Origin of the sequence: Edwardsiella tarda ATCC 15947 = NBRC 105688, from assembly GCF_003113495.2 — a bacterium.
Lineage (GTDB): Bacteria > Pseudomonadota > Gammaproteobacteria > Enterobacterales > Enterobacteriaceae > Edwardsiella > Edwardsiella tarda.
Map to the genome: position 1 here is coordinate 2,336,998 of NZ_CP084506.1, position 20,349 is coordinate 2,357,346.

Below are 20,349 nucleotides of genomic sequence, written 5' to 3' on the forward strand. Positions count from 1 at the left end.
AATGATGAAATTAATATTTAGATATCATACGTAAAAGATATTGACCATATGCATTTTTGGCCAAAGGAGTCGCGAGATTTATTACCTGTGCTGAGTCAATAAAATTTTTTCTATATGCTATTTCCTCTGGACAAGAAACCTTTAATCCTTGGCGTGTTTCTATTGTTTGTATAAAGTTACTCGCTTCAATAAGACTTTCATGAGTCCCTGTATCCAGCCACGCATAACCACGCCCCATCATAGCAACAGATAAACACCCTCTTTCAAGATAAATACGATTAACATCTGTAATTTCCAACTCACCTCGAGCAGAAGGCTTCAAACTTTTAGCTATCTCGATAACATCATTATCATAGAAGTACAACCCTGTAACTGCATAGTTGCTCTTTGGTTTTATAGGCTTTTCTTCCAACGAGATCGCTGTTCCTTGGTTATCAAACTCCACTACACCATAACGTTCAGGATCAGTTACATGGTATGCAAAAACAGTTGCGCCACTCTCTTTTGCTGCGGCCACCTCCAATTGTTTTTGTAGATCATGCCCATAAAAAATATTATCTCCCAATACTAATGCACATGGGCTATTACCAATAAACTCTTCACCTAAGATAAACGCTTGCGCTAACCCATCAGGACTAGGTTGTACTTTGTATTGCAGATTTAATCCCCACTGGCTACCATTTCCCAGCAACTGTTCAAAGCGAGGAGTATCTTGTGGTGTACTGATGATCAAAATATCGCGAATACCCGCTAACATAAGGGTACTCAAAGGATAATAGATCATAGGTTTATCATAGATAGGTAATAGCTGTTTGCTTACTGCCATCGTTACAGGATAGAGGCGAGTACCTGACCCACCAGCCAGGATTATTCCTTTTCGTTGTATGGTCATTTTATATCTTATTTTTAAATTAATACTTAAGATTAAATTATTATTGTGTATGCAAGATCTCGTCTAACATTCGCTCTACACCGACCTGCCAATCTGGTAATACCAGATTAAACGTTTGTTGAAACTTTGTCGTATCCAGTCGGGAGTTATGAGGCCGTTTCGCAGGTGTTGGGAAAGCACTACTCGGTACCGCACGAACTTGCCCCACAGTAAGATCAAGTCCTGCTTTTCTTGCCTTAGCGAAAACTAGTTGAGCATAATCAAACCAGGTCGTTGTTCCTGATGCAATCAGATGATAAAGCCCAGAGACTGTCGGCTTATTCTGTGCAATCCGTATAGCATGTGCGGTACAATCAGCCAGCAACTCAGCCCCTGTTGGAGCACCAAACTGATCATTGATCACCGATATTTCCTGATGTTCCTGACCCAAGCGCAACATAGTTTTAGCGAAGTTAGTACCGCGAGCGGCATATACCCAACTAGTCCTAAAGATCAGATGGCGAGAGCAAAGCTTTGCCCCAATCTCTCCAGCCAATTTAGTCTCGCCATAAACATTAAGTGGTGCAGTTAGATCTGTTTCAACCCACGGCGTATCCCCGCTACCATCAAAAACATAATCTGTAGAGTAATGCACTAGCCAAGCGCCTAACTGCTCGGCCTCTTTGGCAATAGCCATTACGCTAGTTGCATTCAGTAACTCAGCGAATTCCCGCTCACTTTCAGCCTTATCGACTGCAGTATGAGCTGCTGCATTAACAATCACATCAGGTTTAAGCCGTCGAACGGTTTCAGCCACACCATTAGGATTACTAAAGTCACCACAGTAATCTATTGAGTCAAAATCGATAGCCGTCACTTTACCCAATGGGGCCAGTGAGCGCTGTAACTCCCAACCAACCTGGCCATTTTTTCCAAATAACAGAATATGCATTAGATTCGTCTCTCATAATTTTGCTCAATCCAGGCTTGATAAGCACCACTCTTGATATTATTCACCCACTGAAGATTATCCAAATACCAATGCACGGTCTTACGGATCCCAGACTCAAAGGTCTCTACTGGCTTCCAGCCCAACTCTGCACTGATTTTCTGCGCATCGATGGCATAACGACGATCATGTCCAGGCCGATCCGCGACATAAGTAATCTGATCGCGATAAGAGCCTTCTTTTTTCGGTACAATCTCATCTAACAGGTCACAAATCGTATGTACTACATCCAGATTTTGTTTCTCGTTATGACCACCGATATTGTATGTTTCACCCGCCTTACCCTGAGTAACGACGGTATAGAGCGCACGTGCATGATCTTCGACATACAACCAATCTCGAATCTGATCGCCCTTACCATAGATGGGTAGGGCCTTACCTTCTAAGGCATTTAAAATCACCAACGGGATCAATTTCTCAGGGAAATGATAAGGACCATAATTATTAGAGCAATTGGTCACTACCGTCGGGAAGCCATAGGTACGCATCCAAGCTCTTACCAGATGATCGCTCGAAGCCTTTGATGCAGAGTAAGGACTGCTAGGAGCATAGGCAGTCTGTTCCGTAAACAGAGGTAACACAGTCTCCGACGCCATTTCATCGGGATGAGGAAGATCGCCATAGACCTCATCAGTAGAAATATGATGGAAACGAAATGCCGCTTTTTTCTCCGCGGACAATGAAGACCAATATTGTCTACAGGACTCCAACAACACATAAGTACCGACAATATTGGTCTCAATAAATGCCGCAGGTCCTGAAATCGAACGATCAACATGACTTTCAGCCGCCAGATGCATGATGGCATCGGGTTGATGCTCAGAAAAAATCCGCACCATCGCAACCTTGTCACAAATATCGGCATGCTCAAAGCAATAACGTGAACTCTCTGCAACCTCAGCCAAAGACTCTAAATTACCCGCATAGGTCAGCTTGTCGACATTAACAACTTCATCATCGGTTTGGTTAATAATATGGCGAATCACCGCCGAACCAATAAAGCCAGCACCACCAGTAACTAGAATTTTCACGTGTTTACTCTTTAATTAAATTATGAACATTTATAAGAAAAATAACCACAAAGGTCATGACTATGCTACCGCCCTTGGCTCTACAGCTACCAATGCACTGACCGCTCACCCATCATCCCGCTTACCTGGCTCATACCTGAGTCGCGCCACCTAATAATGTTTGTCAGAACATCATGTTAGTGACTGTTTGCTCCCTCATTATCCAGTAGGGTTAACACAACTCCCCACGCGCCAACCTAGCCAAAAGTACAGTGCCAGATTTTTATCCTTCTCGCCTGTGCAGGCAAGATGAAAAGCTAAATATTACTAAATTTTTCCGGGATCGATTGCTTTTTGGCCAAAAAAGCCTGTTCAATTAATCTTTATACCCCATAATTTTCCTGCTGACCGCTCAATAGGCAATAGATTAATGGCTTAATATATCAGATGAAATATAGAAAAAACTGAATATTTCCTCTTACATATGCGCTGGTATCGGCGTCCGCAGCCCCTCCTCCTGACGCTCATACCATGAAACAAAAAAGGCAGGCCAATTGGCCTGCCTGCTCATAGCGCGATTACGTATGTGCTTAGCGGTGTAGCGGTACCATAAACTCGGTGGCGACGATCACCACCACCAGGCCGACCAGCACCGGCACCGAGGTACGCTTCACCACCTCGAAAGGCGAGATCTTCGCCATCCCGGAGACCGCCACCACCACACCGGAGACCGGCGATAAAGTACGCCCTAAGTTAGAAGCCTGCAACATCGGGATGGTCAGGTAGGCCGGGTTGATGCCCATCTGGCCGGATAGCTTCGGGATCAGCTCGACAAAGGCATAGAACGGCGCGTTACCGGAGCCGGTGGTCATTGCCGCCAGCATGGTGATCACCACCAGCACCAGCATCATGATAATCCCGCCAGTGCCGAAGGATTGCGCCAACTCGATCAGGCTACTGATAAAGCCGACGGTACTTAACCCTTGGGCGAAGACGCCGGCGGCCACCAACAGCATCACCACGCTGGCGAAGGCATCCGCCATGCCGCGGTAAGCGACCTCTAGGCCGGTATACACCTTCTTGGCATCGAAACAGCGCAGGAACTCGATCACCGAGGCCAACAGCATGCAGATCACCAACACGCTGATGATATGCAGGTGCGGGGCCCATTTACCGTCGAATACCAACACGCCGATGATCGGGGTGAATGGCAGAATGGCGTAAAAGGCGGGCGCCGTGGTCGTGATTTCGCTCACATCCAGCATCTCATGCTGCACCTGCTCCTTGCTATCCAGATAGCGCTGCCAGAAATAGTGGGCGATGGCCATGCAGACGATGGCGATCAGCGAGATCGGCAGCGTGGTCTTGAAGGCGAAGTCGATCAGCGGCATCTCGGAGGCTTTCGCCGCCAGCACCACGTCACCGGAGGTCGGTGCCAGGATAATCGCCGCCGGCGAGGCACAGATCGCCGCCGCCGCTCCACGACTGATGCCGACGTTGACCATCACCGGGAACAGCGTCGCCATCAGCAGTACGCCTAGCCCGGTGGCGGAGGAGACCGCCAACGACATCAGGCAGGCGACGAAGTAGGCCGCGATCATCAAAAGATAAGGTGAGTTAATGTAGCGTAACGGTCGGGAGGCCAGCTTGACCACCACATCATTGGCGCCGATGTGTGTCATATAGGCGGCAAAGCCACACAGCACCATGATCATCATGCCGAGATCGCCGCCACGGCTCATCAGCAGAACCTTGACATATTCGACGATATCGGTCGCACGCCAACCCGTGGATTTCGCGCTCGCCGGCAGGATGTCATGCCCCAACAACGCACTGATGATCAGCAACAGCAGACCGCCGGTCATCAACACGCCAGTGGCGGAATAACCTTTAATGATATAACGACCGACGCCAACGGCGACCACAATCCCAATCAGTAACTCAAGCATAGTGTTCCTCAATAGGTATACGGAGGCGCAACACCTCGCGAACAGGCATTCTTCCTGCCTTTATTGGTTGTCAATTCCCTTTGCTAGCGTTGAAACTCCTGCACTGTGCCCAAACGATAAGATTATTTTACTGATATTGGTCAAGTTTTTCCGAAGTGAAATGCGTGGCAACCAGGAGAGTGTGAGCCAGGATATATTTTTATACTGAATATCTCCCCGCGACTTTCGCCATGGGGAGATCAGGTGCGGGGCGCGTAGCCCAGTGGGAACACTAGCGCCGTTTCAACCAATTTTTCAGCGCATCGCGCGCCTCTTGCTCCAGCGAGCCACGCAACGCCTGCTCAACATTGAGCTGATAGTTGAGCTGTTGCCAATCGCCGTAAATATGCAGCGGGATACGCGCCTGTTGCAACAGCGCCACCAGCTCGTTATGCCCAGACCAACCTTGCAATACCTGTACCCCCAGGTTGATGTCGCAGCGCTGATTCGCCAGATCGACGCTGCCATTGCCGTTCAGATCCAACAGCGGTGACTGGCCGCTCAAGCGGTTCAACGTTAATCGGCCATCGCGAAGCGCCGCCTCGGCGCGCAGGGAATGGAAGGTGGTGAAGGTATCTAGCCGCTCGTCGGCCTGTATGCCGCGTTGGCTACGCTTCACCGCCTGCTGTACCAATTGCGCAATGTTTAACCCCTCTAGGCGGGCGTTATCGATGGTGAGGGTGCCCTCCCCCTGCCAATGGCGCAGTAGCGAGGCGGGCGCAATACCATTGCCGCGCAGATTGGCCTCCAGCGACAAGCGGCCGTCGATAAACTCCGGCAAGGCGAACGCCTTCAGCACCGGTTGTAGGGCGAGCTGCTGCAAACGAGGCTGTAACGTCACGCGCGGCGCTTGGTCGGCCAGGCTCTGCAGCGTACCGCTGATGGCAAAGCTCCCCTTGTCGATACGCCCATTCAGGCGCGTCAGATCCCCTTTCCCCTGCTGGTTACTGGCCTGTAAGTCGAATCCATGGATCGTCAAGCCATGGTAGGTCAACTGATTGGCCTGAATATTCACCGCCGCGCTAAAGTCGCGTAGGAAAGGCAGATTATTATCCGCTATCGGGGCGGAAACCTGGGAGATCACCGGCGAGGGCGGCGGAGAGGTCAGCGCATCCTCTTTGGCTGCCGCCACATCGACGCCCTGCCACCCACTTAACGCATCCCAATTGAGCTTATCGGCGCGCAGTGTCACCCGGTAGTCAGGATGAGCGCCCAGCGTTGCCGCGATCTCGCCCTGGAGTTGACTGTCGTTAGCGCTCAGCGTCAGCCCGTTCAGGGTGACCGTCGCCGGCGTCGCCTGATAACTCAGCGAGGTACTCCCCTGCCCAGCAATCCCCGCCGCAGGCAAACCGGCGCCACTATAGCGATAGTCAAAATGACTGATCTGCGCCTGATACTGTTGCGGATAGTGGCGCAGATCGACGCTGGCCTCGAGGTTAACCAGGAGGTCACGCTGATCGCGGTTGATACGGCTCGAGAAGCTCAACGCGACTTGGCGCTGCGCGTTCTGATCGAGAGACAGCTGGATGTCGCGCAGGTTGATCGGCTCCCCCTCGGGGGGCTGCCAGATGACGAGGCTATCCTCTACTTTGACTTTCTGGATGTTCAGTCGCCACGCCATGTCGCTGATGGCCTCGCTACGCGCGACCGGCGAGCTGGGCGCACTGGCGACTTGCTGCGGCTCACTATCGGGACTCAGACGGATCACCGCCCCCTTCAACATCACCTGACGCACATCCAGCTGATGCGAGAGCAGCGGCCAGAGGCGCACATCCAAGCGCATGTTGTCGGCGCTGATCAACGGCTGTAGCGCCCCATCGGCGCGTAACGACATATGATCGGTGAGGATGCTTAACTGTGGCCAGACGCGCCAGCGTAAGTCACCGTCCAACGTCAGCGTATAACCCGTTCGCTGCTGTACCTGCTTCACCATATAGGCACGGAAATCGTTGGGGTTGATCAGCAACAGCAACGCACTGAGCCCCGCCGTCACCACCACCAGCAGGATCATCAACATGGTAAGAAGTCGTCTCATGCCATCCTCAGTCTGACTCGTCCATTACAGCCCTGCGGCTCAGTCCTTATCGATCCGGCTGGCTACCGCGCCCTGCTGCCCCTTATACTTGGCATCTTCTCGTCGATTATAGGGGCGGGCCGCCGGGCCGGAGAGCGGTTCAAAGCTTAATGCGCCGATCGGCATGCCGGGACGCAACGCCAGCGGTAACTTGCCGGAGTTGAAGAACTCGAGAACGATGCAGCCCTGCCAGCCGGGATCGATGCGGTGCGCCGTCACATGCACCATCAGCCCCAGACGCGCCAGCGAGGAGCGTCCATCTAACCAGCCGACCAGATCATCCGGTAGCGTCACCGACTCATAGGTCACCGCCAGCGCCAGTTCACCGGGATGCAGGAAGAAGGCCTCATCCTCGCCCAGCAGGATCTCATCGCTCATCACCCGCTCGAGCGCCTCGGCCACCTCTTGCTTGGGGCCGCTCAGATCGATATAAGGAGCGGTATGCCCCTGGAAGACGCGGAAGCGGTTTCCCAGACGGACATCGACCGTCGCCCCACTGATGCGCTCACTCGGCGGACGTGGTGTGATACTCAGGCGTCCCTCGTCTAGCCATGCTTCAATATCGCGGTCACACAGTCTCATAATCGTTCTTCTCCGTCTTATCGCTATGCAGCATGGCTGCCCATCGCCTCATCTTACCCGATTACCTATTTTTCCGAAATGATTCAGTGACATTGGCGCTATTTTCCCCGGGGATACGAGGAGGAAGAAAAAAAATGCCGCAGGCTTTGCCGCCATCAGCATAAACCATTAACATCATGGCGTAACCAACGTGCGTACAGGGAGAACGCCATGGGCAATTTACGGCAAGGAATGGGGTATGTGTTGATCGCCGCCGCCCTCTGGGGGAGTTCGGGGGTCTGTGCGCAATATATTCTGCAAAAGACCGGCTTATCCGCCCAATGGCTGACCATGTTCCGTCTCACCTTCTCCGGCGGGATCCTGTTGGTGGTCTCCTTTCTCAACGGTGACAAGGTGTTTGCGCCGCTGACCCGGCGTCGGGATTTACTCAGCCTGCTGTGGTTTACGCTACTGGGCGCCATCATGGTGCAATTAACCTTCCTGATGACCATCGAACGCTCCAACGCCGCCACGGCGACCGTGCTGCAGTTCCTCTCGCCGACGATCATCGTCGCCTGGTTCGCGCTCGCCCGGTGCCAGCGCCCCAGCCTGGCGGTGACGCTGGCCATCGCCACCTCGCTGGCCGGAACCTTCCTGCTGGTCACCCATGGTGACCCGACCTCGCTGACCATCTCGCGCGCCGCCCTGTTTTGGGGGATCGCCTCGGCCTTCGCCTCCGCCTTCTATACCACCTACCCTGCCGGCCTGATCGCCCGCTTCGGCACCCTGCCGATCGTCGGTTGGAGCATGCTATTGGGCGGCCTGATGTTGATGCCCTTCTTCGCCGGCGAAACCGCCCAGGTGCGCATGGATAGCGCTACCCTGCTGGCGGCGTTCTACCTGATCATCATCGGCACGGCGCTCACCTTCAGTCTCTATCTGAAGGGGGCACAGATCATCGGCGGCGCCAAGGCCGGGATACTGAGTTGTGCCGAGCCGCTGTGTAGCGCGCTACTCTCGCTGCTGTTGCTGGGGATCACCTTCGGCGTCATGGACTGGCTGGGATCGCTGTTGATCATCGCCTCGGTGTTGCTGATTTCGCGCGATGCGCGCACGCGGGAGGGAAAACTGGAGTCGCTGAGTTCAACCCAGGACGGCGCACGCTGACGGAATAAAGGCCGCGCGCCACGCCGTCATTCGGTCTTATTCGAAGAACTGGCTAATCTTCGCCTTGAGGATATCGATGGCGATGCGGTTCTTACCGCCGCGCGGCACGATGATGTCCGCATACTGCTTGGAGGGCTCGATAAACTGGAGGAACATCGGGCGTACGGTCTTCTGGTACTGGGCCATCACCGACTCCATGGAACGCCCACGCTCGTTGACGTCGCGCTTCATGCGGCGCATCAGGCAGATATCCAGCGGGGTGTCGACGAAAATAGAGAAGTTCAGCTCGTTGCGCAGGCGCGCATCGGTCAGTAACAGGATCCCTTCCAGGATGATCACCTTCTTCGGTTCGAGGTGGATGGTCTCTTTGACGCGCGTGTGTTCGACATAGCTATACTGCGGCAACTCGATGGCCTGGCCCGCCTTCAGCATCTGCAGATGCTGAAACAGCAGGTTATGATCCATGGCGCTCGGATGGTCATAGTTCGTCTTGACGCGCTCCTCCATGGTGAGGTGACTCTGGTCTTTATAGTAGCTATCTTCCGGGATGACACCGATATGCGCCTCACCGACCTGCTCGCGCAGCTCACGGTAGAGGGTACTGGCAATCAGACTTTTGCCTGAGGCGGATGCGCCTGTGATGCCAATAATGACGCACTGGTGGGTGTTGTCAGTCATGTGTATAAGACCTGGTATGTATAAGTTCGACGGGGCAAGGCACGAAAGGATCGGGAGGACCGGTGCCAGGGACGCGGCAATTATAGGGAGTCTGCCCGGCTGACGCCAGCCCAATCGCGACGCACTCCGCGGAAAAAAGAACGGGCCCCCCTATGGGCGCCCGTCATCATGCCGCATTTCCGCGTTAGAGTGCGCGGAAGGCGATCTCGGTCGGGATAGCCTCACCGCCCCAGTACAACTGGGCGGCCACGTCGGCGGCCAGGCGACGATAGATGGCGCTAAACTCGCTCTCCGGGCGGCTGCTGACCGTCGGCTCGCCACGATCCAGATCCTCACGCAGCGAGATATGCAACGGCAACTGGCCGAGCAGGCGGGTATGGTACTTCTCCGCCAGCTTCTGCGCCCCGCCGGTGCCGAAGATCGGCTCATGGAAACCGCACTGGCTACAGATATGCATGCTCATGTTCTCCACGATCCCCAATACCGGGACGTGAACCTTCTCGAACATCACAATCCCTTTCATCGCATCCAGCAGCGCGATGTCTTGCGGCGTCGTGACCACTACCGCGCCGGTCACCGGGATACTCTGTGCCAACGTCAGTTGGATGTCACCGGTACCCGGCGGCATATCCAGCACCAGGTAATCCAGATCCGGCCATAGGGTATCTTGCAGCAACTGTAGCAGCGCCTTGCTGGCCATCGGACCGCGCCACACCATGGCGTTATCGTCCGTCACCAGATAGCCGATGGAGTTGGTCGCCAGGCCGTGCGCCATGATCGGTGCCATATGTTGGCCGTCCGGTGAGGTCGGTCGTTCATGGGCGGTGCCCAGCATGGTTGGAATGGAGGGACCGTAGACATCGGCATCCAGAATGCCCACCCGCGCCCCTTCTGCGGCCAGCGCCAGCGCCAGGTTAACGGCGGTGCTCGACTTACCGACCCCGCCCTTGCCGGAACTCACGGCGAGGATATTACGTACCCCTTTCACCCCCGGCTGATCGTTGGCCCGCTTCAGCGTGGCGATGTTGTGCGCCAAGCGCCAGGCGACGCTGCGCACTCCTGCCAGCTGCAACAACGCCGGCGTCACGGCGGCCTGCAAGGCGTCGAAACCGCTCTGCCAAGCGAAGGGCATCATCAGCTCAATGTGCAGCGCGCCATCCAACAGGGCACAGTGGTGCAACGCCTTCAGCGCGCTCAACGGGTGATTCAAGGTAGGGTGGGTAAAACCATCGAGGATCGCGCCGACTTGCTGGCTCAGCGCCTCAGGCATGGACTGTTCATGGGATTTATTGCTCATCCCGGCTCCTTTATTCGTTATTATGAACAACATCGCCAGTCTACCAGAACTGGCCGCCGATCGCGCAGGGTACGGCGGTGAATTTTGTCCACATTATTCCTATGGCTATCCTCCTCCCGGCCAGCGCCAGAATCACGGGTGCTGGCCTAGCGGCTCGCGACGCAATCGGGTAACATCAGCGGTTACCTTCTATTGTTTAACCGAGAGATACGAAATCCACTATGGCTTCAGTCACTGATACAACAGGTTCACGCAAGATTCTGGTGACCTGTGCGCTCCCTTACGCTAACGGCTCCATTCACCTCGGCCACATGCTTGAGCACATCCAGGCGGACGTATGGGTGCGTTACCAGCGAATGCGCGGCAACCAGGTGCATTTCATCTGTGCCGATGATGCGCATGGGACGCCGATCATGCTGAAGGCCCAGCAGATGGGGATCGCGCCGGAGCAGATGATCGCCGACGTCAGTCGCGAACATCAACACGACTTCGCCGATTTTCAGATCAGCTACGACAACTATCACTCGACGCACAGCGAAGAGAACCGCCAACTGGCGAGTCTGATCTATACCCGTCTGAAAGAGAACGGCTTCATTAAGAACCGCACCATCTCTCAGCTCTATGACCCGGAAAAAGGCATGTTCCTGCCGGACCGTTTCGTCAAGGGAACCTGTCCGAAGTGCCAATCAGCCGATCAGTATGGCGATAACTGCGAAGTGTGCGGCGCCACCTATAGCCCGACGGAGCTGATCAACCCGAAATCCGTGGTCTCCGGCGCGACGCCGATCCTGCGCGAGTCTGAGCACTTCTTCTTCGATCTGCCGGCCTTCGGCGCCATGTTGCAGGCCTGGACCCGCTCCGGTGCCCTACAAGAGCAGGTGGCCAACAAGATGCAGGAGTGGTTCGAGTCCGGCCTGCAACAGTGGGACATCACCCGCGACGCCCCCTACTTTGGCTTTGAGATCCCCGATGCGCCGGGTAAATACTTCTATGTCTGGCTGGATGCGCCGATAGGCTACATGGGCTCGTTCAAGAACCTGTGCGACAAGCGCGGTGACCTGAGCTTCGACGCCTACTGGAGTAAAGAGAGCGACGCCGAGCTGTATCACTTTATCGGTAAGGATATCGTCTACTTCCACAGCCTGTTCTGGCCGGCGATGCTCGAAGGCAGCGGCTTCCGTAAACCGAGCAACGTCTTCGTCCACGGCTATGTCACCGTCAACGGCGCCAAGATGTCCAAGTCGCGTGGTACCTTCATTCAGGCCCGCACCTATCTGAACCACCTGGATCCGGATTGTCTGCGTTACTACTACGCCGCCAAACTCTCCGCCCGCATCGACGACATCGATCTCAACCTGGAGGACTTCGTCCAGCGCGTCAATGCCGATATCGTCAACAAGGTGGTGAACCTGGCCTCACGCAACGCCGGCTTTATCACCAAGCGTTTCGCCGGTCAGCTCTCCACTACCCTGGCCGATCCGGCGCTGTATCAGACCTTTGTCGATGCCGCCACGGAGATCGCCCAAGCCTATGAGGCGCGCGAGTCGGGCAAGGCGATTCGCGAAATCATGGCGCTGGCCGATCTGGCTAACCGCTATGTCGATGAGCAGGCACCTTGGGTGGTCGCCAAACAGGAGGGGCGTGACGCCGATCTGCAGGCGATTTGCACCATGGGGTTGAACCTGTTCCGCGTCCTGATGACCTATCTCAAGCCGGTATTGCCGGCGTTGAGCGCTCGCAGCGAGGCGTTCCTCAATAGCGAACTGCAGTGGGATGCCATCGCCACCCCGCTGCTCGGCCACCAGGTTAACCCGTTCAAGGCCCTGTTTAACCGCATCGAAATGGCGAAGGTTGAGGCCATGATCGAAGAGGGTAAACAGGCCGCCGCCGCCGCGGCTAAACCCGCCCTCAGCGGCCCGCTGGCTGACGATCCGATCCAGGACACCATCACCTTCGACGACTTCGCCAAGGTGGATATGCGCATCGCCCAGATCGTCAGTGCCGATCTGGTAGAAGGCTCCGATAAGCTGCTGAAGCTGCAACTGGATCTCGGCGGCGAGCTGCGCCAAGTCTTCTCCGGTATCCGTAGCGCGTATCCGGATCCGCAGGCGCTGGTCGGCCGTCTGACGGTGATGGTCGCCAACCTGGCGCCGCGTAAGATGCGCTTCGGTATCTCCGAGGGGATGGTGATGGCCGCGGGCCCAGGCGGGAAGGATATCTTCCTGCTCAGCCCGGATTGTGGCGCACAGCCGGGTCAGCAAGTGAAGTGATCCATTGAGCCAAGCACCTCCCTACGCGGAGGTGCTTGGCTTTGCTAGCATATATAACTTATCTAGTTTTTCCAGGGAAGGCATCAAGCTCATCACAACTTAAGAGAAGCTACGTAGACTAGATCAATAAAACAGCCACGTTCAGGTGGTTATAAAAATTATCGATAAATAATTATGAACTATAGACGTGACATCGATGGACTAAGAGCATTAGCCATTATACTTGTGATGATTTTTCATGGTGGATTAGGCCTGTTTCCATCAGGGTTTATTGGCGTTGATATATTTTTTGTGATTTCTGGTTTTTTAATCACCAGCATCATCAAGGGGGATATCGAGAAAGGTAGATTTTCCCTCGCTAATTTCTATATTCGAAGGGCTTGGCGGATTCAACCAGCGCTATTAGCCACGGTCATCATCACTTGCCTTGTCGCAATATTTTTCTATCTTCCGGCTGACTTTGAAGAAACGATAAAAAGCGCAAAATACACGCTACTACTCATCTCAAACCAATTTTATTCAAGAATCACAACAAGTTACGCCGCACCCAACAGTGAGACATTGCTGTTATTACATACCTGGTCGCTGTCGATTGAATGGCAATGGTATCTCATACTTCCCATCGCACTCTCACTCTCGGCTAAATACCTCAGTCAGAAGAGTATAAAGTTATGCTTAGTCAGTGGCTGCGTATTATTTTTCATCCTGGAAAATATACTTTCATATATCTCTCCCGATAGGAATTATTATTTTTTCAGCAGCCGAGTATTCGAGTTCATGGCGGGTGCGGCGCTGGCCTATATTAGCACAAGCTATATCGATAATAAGAAGACGCTCGCCAACCTATTGGGTATTCTCGCCCTTGCAGCCCTGCTGATAATGAGTACCCGAAGCGATATCCTAGCGGGTTACCCAAACGCTTGGTCATTCGCTATCTGCCTCTCGGCATGTCTCTTAATCTATATTGGGAAGCGTTCACACAATATCGTCAGCCGACTACTTTCCTCGGCCCCGTTGGTCTTCATCGGGAGTATCTCTTACTCGCTATACTTATGGCATTGGCCGGTCTTCTCCTTTGCACACTATGTCGGCTGGTTGCAGGGAGTCCCCTCGCGATTACTCGGCATTGCGCTCAGTTTCGTGCTCGCGCTCTTATCCTACTATCTTATTGAGACACCGCTACGCCGTAAGCGCTATAGCCTGTTAAAGACGCTCACTATCCTCGCCATCATCCCGGCGATCGCGTTCTCCTTGGCCTACTCGCTCACCCAGAAAGCGCAGGGATTCCCCGCGCGCATGGGCCAGCGCTATGTTGACATGGAGCGCGCCTTGACGGCCTATGATCCCAGCGCGCGTCAGGCATGTATCGATATCGGCAACATCGATCAGGCAGAAAAGACATGTCGTATCGGTGATCGGCATGGTACTCGCCGCGCACTGCTGATCGGCGATTCCCACTCCAACCATTTCTGGTACTTCTTCGACAAAATCGGCAAAGATGCCAAGCTCGCCATCACGCCGCTCGCGACATCAAGCTGCCTGACGCTACCCGGAATTTACCAATATAATTGGTGGAAATTTAAGGATCGAGTCTATCAACAGTGCCATGACGACACAGCGAAGTATTACTCGCTGATCAGGCAGAACAAGTATGACTATGTTATTCTCGGCGAAGTGTGGGATGACTATGTCTCAGACAGTATTATCAACCAGGTTGGCGATACCCGCTCTCTGCCCCTCGCCAAGGCGCGTATTCGCCACGCCTTAGAGCAGGCGCTCGACACCATCGTTGCGAGCGGTGCCACTCCCGTCATCATCAAAAGTATTTACCCGATGCCGAAAGACTATGCCGCCTGTTTCTATCGTGGCATCAAGCTACACGATAACAACATGGTGTCACAGTGTAATAATGCCTGGGCAGGCAATGAATCTAACTGGTTTAGCCAGCAAGTTGATCAGCTCAAGGCGCACTACCCAAGCTTAATAATTATCGATCCGAAAGCGGTCCAATGCCGCGATGGGCGCTGCGCGCTAGATATTAATGGCGTGCCGATCTATCGCGATGTGGGTCATATTACCGATTATGCATCGGCACATCTCGCCCAACACTACCTCGCCACGCAAGGGAATCCCTTTCTCCAGGTGAACCCGCTCACGCGACGAGAACCCTGATCGTTTTCCTCGCCCTGTTGACCGGTCAGTTTCGTGACTGACCGGTCAACTACGCCCTTGATGTCACCCTTCTCCCCCCTGCTCACCTTTACTCACCCTCACTGTGCCTGATGGGACAACCACGCTGGCTCATGAGTGTTCGGCACGCTGGACTCGCGCCTGCGCCAAATACGGTGAGGAAGGTGAATGGGGTAAACACAGAAAATGGGGTTAGGGCGGCTAGTGCGGCTAGTGCGGCTAGTGCGGCTAGTGCGGTCAATAATCGGACATAAACCATCATAGCACAACGCCCCGCGCCATCAGGCTCACGGGGCGTTGCTTTACCACACGGCGCGTACGCTTAGTCGATCTTGGTCTTCGGGAAGGTCATCTCGCTGTAGCGCACGAAATGCGTGCCTTGCGTCAGCTTGTAACCGAACCAAATAATCAGGAACAGCGGCAGGCCGATATAGGTTGCCGTTACGCCGTACCAGTCGATGCGATCTTCCAGGAACGCCTCATAGTTCTGCCCCAGGGTAATGATCAGGCACAGTACGAAGGCGAAGATCGGCCCGAGCGGGAAGAAACCGGACTTGTAAGGCAAGGCATTCAGATCCAGCCCCGCCTTGACATAGCCGCGACGGAAACGATAGTGACTGATGGCGATGCCCAGCCAGGCGATGAATCCCGTCATCCCCGAGGTGTTCAACAGCCACAGATACACTTCCTGGTTACCAAACATCGAGCTGAGGAAGCACAGGCCGGCGACCACGGTGGTGGCGTACAGCGCGTTACGCGGCACCCCGCCCTTCGACAGACGAGCGAAAATACGCGGCGCCTTGCCTTCCGTCGCCAGGGTATACAGCATACGCGTCGAGGCATACATCCCGGAGTTACCGGCAGACAGCACCGCCGTCAGGATCACCGCGTTCATCACCGCCGCCGCAGACAGCAGACCGGCATTCTTGAACACCAGGGTGAACGGACTGACGGAGATATCCTTCACATCGTTACGCAGCAGGCTGGGATCGGTATAGGGGATCAGCAGGCTGATGATCAGGATGGCGAACACATAGAACAACAGGATACGCCAGAACACCTGACGCACCGCCATCGGAATGTTTTTACCCGGATCTTTCGACTCACCGGCGGCGATGCCGATCAACTCGGTGCCCTGGAAGGAGAAGCCGACGATCATCGCGACCCCGATCATCGAGGCGAAGCCCCCGGCGAAAGGTGCGTCACCGACGACCCAGTTATGGAAGCCGGCATGCTCGCCGCCCTTGAGAATACCGACAATCATCATCAGGCCGACGGCGATAAAGATGATGACCGTGCTAACTTTGATCAGCGAGAACCAATACTCCGCTTCGCCGAAGCCCTTCACCGAGATGTAGTTCAGCAGGAAGATCAGCCCCAGGAACAACGCACTCCAGATCCAACCGGGCAGGTCAGGGAACCAATAGCCCATTACCAATTGCGCGGCCACCAAGTCCACGGCAATGGTCACCGCCCAGTTGTACCAGTAGTTCCAGCCCAGCGCGAAGCCAAAGCCCTCTTCAACGTAGCGAGAGCCATAGGTAGAAAACGAACCGGAAACCGGCATAAACGCCGCCAGCTCACCCAAGCTGGTCATCAGGAAATACACCATCATGCCGATGATGATGTAGGACAACAATGCCCCGCCCGGCCCCGCCTGAGAGACCGTCGCGCCCGATGCGACAAACAGCCCAGTACCGATGGACCCGCCGATAGCAATCATCGACAAATGCCGCGCTTTTAACTCCCGGCGCAGCGCCGGTCCTTGTCCCGTGTCAGAGACGGTAGTTTTTGTCTGAGCCATTAGAACCCTATCGTTGTTTCGCGTTAAATCATAAAACCCGGCGCGATTGTAACAAATCCATCTGCGGCGGGAAGTAACAATCTAACGATAATAAGAGAGCTTCATGATGATGGAAGGATTATTAGCGAACGGCACGGCGAACGGACAAGAAAAATACACAAGGATGACAAGGCACTACGACGGCAGCCTTGGCTGCCGTCGCCCCTGATGTCATGCCTGACAGTAACTCAGAAAACGTGCCAACGCCTTCGAGATATGCTTCTGGCGATGATGGATCAAGTAGAGAGAACGATGCAGGTTAATCCCCGGCAAAGGCACTTCGACCAAGGTCCCATTGCTCAGTTGCTCCTCGATCACCCGCCGCGATAGGCAACTGATACCGATGCCATAACGCACGGCATGCTTGATCGCCTCCGAATTGCCCAACTCCATCACCAAGTCAAAATGTGGCAAGTGCGAGAGCAACAGGTGCTCGACCACCTCGCGGGTACCCGAGCCGGTCTCACGCAAGATCCAGGGCGCCTCGGCCAGGCGCGCCAGCGTTACCGGTTCGCGTAGCAGGGGATGATCCGGGGCGGCGAACACCACCAACTCATCCTCTAACCAGCTCTGGGTGGTCAGCTCCGGCATATGGCATGGCCCCTCGATCAATCCCAGATCGGCGTTGAACTCAGCCACCGCGCTGATCACATCGTGGCTGTTGCCGACATGCAACTCCAGCGGCGTCACCGGGAAGTCTCGTCGGTAGGCGGCCATCATCGGCGGCAGAATATAGTTACCGATGGTACTGCTGGCCGCGATACGCAAGGCACCGCTCTCGCCCTTAAATAGCTGCTCGATCTCGCTAGCCTGCTCCAGCAACGCCATCGCCTTGGGATAAAGCAAGCGACCGTGCTCGTTCACCACTAACCGCTTGCCTACGCGATCGAACAGTCGTACCGACAACTGCGTCTCCAGATCGGAGAGCGCCGCGCTCACCGCCGATTGAGAGAGCGCCAGCACCATCGAGGCCTGCGTCGTCGAACCGCTTTTCAATACTTCGGTAAAAACTTCCAGTTGTCGCAAGGTAATGTGCATAGACAGATCCAAACCGTTTCAATCGACCGCCGCCGTGGCTCAGGAGCACATCGCTCCCCGCACTGACGACGACAAAGCCATGCTCTGCGCCAGAGTCTTCTTACGCTCGGTTAATATAGATAAATCAGGGGTAATTTACTACTTAAAGTGATTTATCGCTGATCCCACACGCCCTTCCCGTTCGAATGACGAGAAGGGCGGGCACGACAGCGAGTTAACGCACCACTAACACCGACATACTGGCGTGGCGCACGACTCGGGCAGCGTTCGAGCCGAGTAGGTAGGTCGACATGCTAGGACGACGCGAGCCGATGATGATCAGATCCGCGCCGCATCCCTCCGCCTCTTTCAGGATCTCATCATAGATGGAACCCCAACTCACCTTGACCGCGACGCGATCCGACGCCAGCGGCAACGAGGCGGCCAATGCCGCCAGGCGATCTTCGGCCTGCTGCAGCGCCGCATCGCGCAACTCGGCGATCTGCTCAGGATACTCACTTAAAAAGGCGGTCGGCATCGCGGGGTGTACATGTAGCAAATACAGCGTGGCGTTGCCCTGATTGGCAAAAAACAGGGCATGGCGCAACGCCTCTTGCGTCAACTGCGGCTCTGCCAAATCGACCGGCACCAAAATCACCCGATAGGCACCATCCATAATGGACCTCCTGCATGGATATTTGGAATAGATACTAGATTCAACACGCCTGCTAGTTATAACACGAGCGGGTGAAAAATTAGCCAACCCAGGACACACTTCTCCGCCGTGTGCTTGTGGCAAACACGCGTCGTCGACCTCCGCACACCGCCCTCAACATCCCCTAACGCTTGCACTATACTGAATAAACCGGGTCGAGGAGGACATCATGGAAACACTCTATGGCTATCTGATCGCTATCCTGATCGCCGTGGCGATCGCGGCTTTCGCCTGGACACGGCGCGGTTGGCACGCCGGCGTACTCGCCCTCATCTTGCAGGCCGTCCTGGCTGTCCTCTTCTACCAAGGCGCCTGGCTACTCTCTCAGGGGAATGCCGTCACCGCCGCCCTGGCGGCATTACTCTCGCCGATCAGCGTCCTCCTGATCATCATCAACCTCGGCGCCGCCGATACGCCACGAGGCTGATTTTTCAGGCTAAGGCGCCATAATACGAGGCATAACAGATATCTCTATTAATCATACTAATATTATCGATTTAAAATTTACCCGCGACCTCTTTAAGCTTGACCTCCTTTTTTATAAAAACAACGCTAACTCGACGTAACAATGACAACTCATCAATCGCATTCTCCTGCACCACACTACTCACACGCCCTGCTGCGTCTGCTACCCGGGCTGATCTTAACGGGCGCGATCACCGCCATCGCCATGTGGGCCGGTGCGCTCCCCTGGGTCGAGCAACTCGGTTTCGGGGCGCTGACGCTGGCTATCATCCTCGGGATTATCATCGGTAACACGGCCTATCCGGCACTCAGCATCCCCTGCTCCGTCGGGGTGCATCTGGCTAAACAGAAATTCTTACGCTTGGGGATCATCCTGTATGGCTTCCGACTGACCTTCCAACAGATCGCCGATGTCGGCCTGACCGGCATCGTGACCGATGCGTTGACGCTCACCTCCACCTTCCTGCTGGCGATGTGGTTAGGGCGTAAAGTATTCCGCATGGATAGCCAGACGGTAATGCTGATCGGTGCCGGTAGCAGCATCTGTGGCGCGGCAGCCGTGATGGCGACCGAGCCGGTCGTCAAGGCTGACGCCAGCAAGGTTTCCGTCGCCGTCTCTACCGTGGTTATCTTCGGTACCATCGCCATCTTCCTCTATCCCTGGTTATATCAGCTCAATGCGCATTACCAGTGGATCGCCATGACCCAAGAGACTTTTGGCATCTATATCGGCTCGACGGTCCACGAGGTAGCGCAAGTGGTCGCCGCCGGACGCGCCATCAGCGACGATGCGGGCAACGCCGCCGTGATCACCAAGATGATCCGCGTCATGATGCTGGCGCCGTTCCTATTGGTGCTTTCCAGCGTTCTCAGCCGTGGTCAGCAAGGTAACGGCGGCAAGAAGGCGCCGATCACCATTCCTTGGTTCGCGGTGATCTTCATCCTGGTCGCCGGATTTAACTCCTTCGACCTCCTGCCTGCCGCGCTGGTCCACGCCCTGATCACCCTGGACACCATCCTGTTGGCGATGGCGATGGCCGCACTCGGTCTAACCACCCATATCAGCGCCATCCGTCAGGCGGGGATTCGCCCCATCATCCTAGCCAGTATCCTGTTCGCCTGGCTGATCGCCGGTGGTGCCGCCATCAACCTGATCATCGAACGCTGCCTCTAACAGCGGGTCACGCGTTTTCC

16 protein-coding genes are annotated in these 20,349 nt (G+C 55.0%); 5 read left to right on the top strand and 11 right to left on the bottom strand.

Going from position 1 to position 20,349, the window contains the following annotated elements; translation table 11 throughout:
* Window positions 1-10 precede the first annotated feature (10 nt).
* From rfbA to dcd, 6 genes are all read right to left on the bottom strand, one after another.
* Window positions 11-892, bottom strand: a complete 882-nt coding sequence (gene rfbA / locus DCL27_RS10870; protein ID WP_035600510.1) for a glucose-1-phosphate thymidylyltransferase RfbA — start codon at window positions 890-892, stop codon at window positions 11-13.
* A 40-nt stretch (window positions 893-932) separates the two neighbouring features.
* Window positions 933-1,823: a dTDP-4-dehydrorhamnose reductase gene (rfbD, locus tag DCL27_RS10875; protein ID WP_035600507.1), complete on the bottom strand. Its 891-nt coding sequence runs from the start codon at window positions 1,821-1,823 to the stop codon at window positions 933-935.
* Window positions 1,823-2,911 carry a dTDP-glucose 4,6-dehydratase gene (rfbB, locus tag DCL27_RS10880; protein ID WP_035600504.1) on the bottom strand — a complete coding sequence of 363 codons (1,089 nt, stop codon included), beginning with the start codon at window positions 2,909-2,911 and terminating at the stop codon, window positions 1,823-1,825. The genes rfbD and rfbB overlap by 1 nt, the downstream gene beginning before the upstream one ends.
* 569 nt (window positions 2,912-3,480) lie before the next feature.
* Entirely contained in the window at window positions 3,481-4,839 is a 1,359-nt protein-coding gene (dcuC, locus tag DCL27_RS10885; RefSeq protein WP_005284115.1) for an anaerobic C4-dicarboxylate transporter DcuC, read from the bottom strand.
* 271 nt (window positions 4,840-5,110) lie between these two features.
* On the bottom strand, window positions 5,111-6,913 hold the full coding sequence (gene asmA / locus DCL27_RS10890) for an outer membrane assembly protein AsmA (RefSeq protein WP_035600502.1): 1,803 nt from the start codon (window positions 6,911-6,913) through the stop codon (window positions 5,111-5,113).
* 39 nt (window positions 6,914-6,952) lie between these two features.
* On the bottom strand, window positions 6,953-7,534 hold the full coding sequence (gene dcd / locus DCL27_RS10895; protein WP_005284107.1) for a dCTP deaminase: 582 nt from the start codon (window positions 7,532-7,534) through the stop codon (window positions 6,953-6,955).
* Between the two features lie 210 nt (window positions 7,535-7,744).
* On the opposite strand from dcd, the gene DCL27_RS10900 reads away from it, so the two are divergent.
* Window positions 7,745-8,680: an EamA family transporter gene (locus DCL27_RS10900; RefSeq protein ID WP_035600499.1), complete on the top strand. Its 936-nt coding sequence runs from the start codon at window positions 7,745-7,747 to the stop codon at window positions 8,678-8,680.
* A 36-nt stretch (window positions 8,681-8,716) separates the two neighbouring features.
* Here DCL27_RS10900 and udk read toward each other — a convergent pair whose 3' ends face one another.
* On the bottom strand, window positions 8,717-9,358 hold the full coding sequence (gene udk, locus DCL27_RS10905) for a uridine kinase (protein ID WP_005284102.1): 642 nt from the start codon (window positions 9,356-9,358) through the stop codon (window positions 8,717-8,719).
* Window positions 9,359-9,542: 184 nt separating this feature from the next.
* Complete coding sequence (apbC, locus tag DCL27_RS10910) at window positions 9,543-10,655, bottom strand: iron-sulfur cluster carrier protein ApbC (RefSeq protein ID WP_035600496.1); 1,113 nt, start codon at window positions 10,653-10,655, stop codon at window positions 9,543-9,545.
* 221 nt (window positions 10,656-10,876) lie between these two features.
* Here apbC and metG point away from each other — a divergent pair, with 221 nt between their 5' ends.
* Entirely contained in the window at window positions 10,877-12,925 is a 2,049-nt protein-coding gene (gene metG / locus DCL27_RS10915) for a methionine--tRNA ligase (RefSeq protein ID WP_035600493.1), read from the top strand.
* A 174-nt stretch (window positions 12,926-13,099) separates the two neighbouring features.
* Window positions 13,100-15,097: an acyltransferase family protein gene (locus tag DCL27_RS10920; RefSeq protein ID WP_035600490.1), complete on the top strand. Its 1,998-nt coding sequence runs from the start codon at window positions 13,100-13,102 to the stop codon at window positions 15,095-15,097.
* 340 nt (window positions 15,098-15,437) lie between these two features.
* Here DCL27_RS10920 and DCL27_RS10925 read toward each other — a convergent pair whose 3' ends face one another.
* From DCL27_RS10925 to DCL27_RS10935, 3 genes are all read right to left on the bottom strand, one after another.
* Window positions 15,438-16,919 carry an amino acid permease gene (locus DCL27_RS10925; RefSeq protein WP_005284088.1) on the bottom strand — a complete coding sequence of 494 codons (1,482 nt, stop codon included), beginning with the start codon at window positions 16,917-16,919 and terminating at the stop codon, window positions 15,438-15,440.
* A 210-nt stretch (window positions 16,920-17,129) separates the two neighbouring features.
* Window positions 17,130-17,996: a DNA-binding transcriptional regulator YeiE gene (gene yieE / locus DCL27_RS10930; protein ID WP_005284087.1), complete on the bottom strand. Its 867-nt coding sequence runs from the start codon at window positions 17,994-17,996 to the stop codon at window positions 17,130-17,132.
* Window positions 17,997-18,210: 214 nt separating this feature from the next.
* Window positions 18,211-18,651, bottom strand: a complete 441-nt coding sequence (locus DCL27_RS10935) for a universal stress protein (protein ID WP_035599985.1) — start codon at window positions 18,649-18,651, stop codon at window positions 18,211-18,213.
* Window positions 18,652-18,859: 208 nt separating this feature from the next.
* Here DCL27_RS10935 and DCL27_RS10940 point away from each other — a divergent pair, with 208 nt between their 5' ends.
* Both DCL27_RS10940 and DCL27_RS10945 read left to right on the top strand, forming a co-directional pair.
* The gene (locus DCL27_RS10940; protein WP_035599989.1) at window positions 18,860-19,117 is read left to right on the top strand and encodes a DUF2545 family protein; all 258 of its coding nucleotides are present in this window, start codon (window positions 18,860-18,862) and stop codon (window positions 19,115-19,117) included.
* A gap of 141 nt (window positions 19,118-19,258) precedes the next feature.
* The gene (locus DCL27_RS10945) at window positions 19,259-20,329 is read left to right on the top strand and encodes a YeiH family putative sulfate export transporter (RefSeq protein ID WP_005284075.1); all 1,071 of its coding nucleotides are present in this window, start codon (window positions 19,259-19,261) and stop codon (window positions 20,327-20,329) included.
* Window positions 20,330-20,349 lie beyond the last annotated feature (20 nt).